Below are 1951 nucleotides of genomic sequence, written 5' to 3'. Positions count from 1 at the left end.
CCTGGTACAGACATTGTATTTACAGTTACTATTGATACAAGTATCTGTTCATATACTAAACAGGATATTATAGAATCCATTAACTACTTTGATGACAATTATAATAAGTACTTTGTTGAACCATTCACTGCAGTTGAGTATATAGGTGATGGATCTGTATTTCTAGGTGGAGGAAGTGGATATGCAAGTAAAACAGCTGTTTATCCATTATATGATGGAGAAGACAGTGAACAAACAGTGCGTATAGTCCAGCAGATTATGGTTAACACAACAACATTTGATAAGAAGACAAGACGTAATCTTCATAAACATGAGGATGATTTACGCCTCTATGGTATTTCTCCACATACAATCAAATGTACATATTATCACGATCAGTTACTACAAATGGGGTTATGTCAATTAGACAAAATAGAAGAACTTAACTGATACTTGGGTAACCAAGTATCAGCTTTCTCCTTCTCTTTTAAGGGACAGTACAAGGAGGAAGCGTTATGAGTATATTGTATATTGATAAAAGTGATTGTGTGATAGGTAAGCAGGATAATAGAATAACAGTCAGGTATAAAGACGGAATGGTTCGTACTATTCCAGTAGAAAGTATTGATGGTATAACTCTATTAGGTCATGCACAAGTCACAACGCAATGTATCCAAGAATGTTTAAAGAAAGGTATTTCTTTATCTTATTTTTCAAAGGGTGGTCACTATTTTGGCAGGTTGTCTTCAACAGGTCATATTAAAGCTTCTCTTCAAAGAAAGCAGGCAGGTTTATATGACCAACCATTCGCATTAGAACTTTCTAAGAAGATCATTTATGCTAAGGTACACAATCAGATTGTAGTATTGAGAAGATATTCTAAAAGCACAAATCATAATATAAGTGATATTGAATTACATATGAAGAGTGCTTTAAGAAAAGTGAATTATGTAAAGAGTATAGAAGAACTCATGGGATATGAAGGAAGTGCTGCAAAGTATTATTTTAAAGGCTTATCCATCTGTATTGATGATGCATTTAAGTTTGAAGGAAGAAGTAAAAGACCGCCTCGTGATGCATTTAATTCTATGTTGAGTTTAGGTTATTCTATCTTGATGAATGAACTTTATGGAGAAATAGAGATAAAAGGGTTAAATGCTTATTTTGGATTTCTTCATAGAGATGCTGAAAAACACCCAACACTTGCAAGTGATATGATGGAAGAATGGAGAGCAGTTCTTATAGACTCTACAGTCATGAGTATGATCAATGGACATGAAGTGCATATTGATGAGTTTTATTCAGATGATGGAGAAGGGGTTTATATCTCTAAAAAAGCATTGAATAAATTCATCAAGAAACTAGAAAATAAGTTTCAGGTATGTCAGAAATATTTAGATTATATTGATTATCCAGTAAGCTTCAGAAGTGCAATATCTTTTCAAATGAGTTCATTAGTGGATGCAATAGTACATGAAGATGCATCAATGTATTCTCCTATTATGATTAGGTGATCATTATGGAAAGAGAAGATTATTTCTTTGAGATTGATGAGAATAAATCAATTAGAAAAGTGTTCGTATTGATTATCTATGATATTGTGGATAATAGAAAGAGACAAAGATTTGCGAAATGGTTATCAGGCTATGGAGTAAGAGTACAGAAATCAGCCTTTGAAGCACATTTAAGAAAGAATAAATTTGATAAACTAGTTAAAGGGATACCTAAAAGAATAGGGACTCAAGATAGTGTAAGAATATATAAGATTAGTGGAAAGGGGCAGATAATATCCTGGGGTAAAGATGAAAGTGAAGAGTCTGAGGATATTATTGTGATATAACATGGGTAAAAAGATTTTGTTTTCTCCTGTAGGAGGTACTGATCCAATATCTGAGAATAACTATAGAGATGGTTCTATGTTGCATATATGCAGACATTATAAGCCGGATAAAGTTATTTTATATTTATCTAA

Annotated in this window: 3 protein-coding genes; all 3 read left to right on the top strand. The window is 32.5% G+C overall.

The window, feature by feature from the left end; all coding sequences use genetic code 11:
- Positions 1-429: hypothetical protein (locus B2S90_RS07500; protein WP_286696813.1), on the top strand; the 429-nt coding region annotated here is incomplete at its 5' end.
- Positions 430-494: 65 nt separating this feature from the next.
- A complete protein-coding gene (cas1, locus tag B2S90_RS07495; protein WP_286696812.1) occupies positions 495-1493 on the top strand; it encodes a CRISPR-associated endonuclease Cas1 in 999 nt (332 codons plus the stop codon).
- A 5-nt stretch (positions 1494-1498) separates the two neighbouring features.
- A complete protein-coding gene (gene cas2 / locus B2S90_RS07490; protein WP_286696811.1) occupies positions 1499-1819 on the top strand; it encodes a CRISPR-associated endonuclease Cas2 in 321 nt (106 codons plus the stop codon).
- Positions 1820-1951 lie beyond the last annotated feature (132 nt).

It is taken from the genome of Catenibacterium sp. UBA627 (assembly GCF_002299355.1).
GTDB lineage: Bacteria > Bacillota_I > Bacilli_A > Erysipelotrichales > Coprobacillaceae > Catenibacterium > Catenibacterium mitsuoka.
This window is presented reverse-complemented; position numbering and strand designations above follow the sequence as displayed.